Source organism: Nesterenkonia haasae (assembly GCF_010119385.1).
In the GTDB taxonomy this organism is placed as follows: Bacteria; Actinomycetota; Actinomycetes; order Actinomycetales; family Micrococcaceae; genus Nesterenkonia; species Nesterenkonia haasae.
This window is the reverse complement of record NZ_VFIE01000016.1, coordinates 1-500: the sequence shown is the minus strand read 5'-3', so window position 1 is coordinate 500 and position 500 is coordinate 1. Positions and strand designations below refer to the sequence as shown.

The window sequence follows — 500 nt, the reverse complement described above, 5'->3', positions numbered from 1 at the left end:
TACCAAGTCTCAACGAGTGAACACGTAATTCATTACGAAGTTTAATTCATTGAGCATCAAACTTTTAAATTGAAGAGTTTGATCATGGCTCAGATTGAACGCTGGCGGCAGGCCTAACACATGCAAGTCGAACGGTAACAGGAAGCAGCTTGCTGCTTCGCTGACGAGTGGCGGACGGGTGAGTAATGTCTGGGAAACTGCCTGATGGAGGGGGATAACTACTGGAAACGGTAGCTAATACCGCATAACGTCGCAAGACCAAAGAGGGGGACCTTCGGGCCTCTTGCCATCGGATGTGCCCAGATGGGATTAGCTAGTAGGTGGGGTAACGGCTCACCTAGGCGACGATCCCTAGCTGGTCTGAGAGGATGACCAGCCACACTGGAACTGAGACACGGTCCAGACTCCTACGGGAGGCAGCAGTGGGGAATATTGCACAATGGGCGCAAGCCTGATGCAGCCATGCCGCGTGTATGAAGAAGGCCTTCGGGTTGTAAAGT

1 rRNA gene is annotated in these 500 nt (G+C 52.2%); it reads left to right on the top strand.

Annotated elements, in window-relative coordinates:
• Positions 1-66: 66 nt before the first annotated feature.
• Positions 67-500 (top strand): 16S ribosomal RNA (locus FH975_RS00055); the annotation flags it as partial.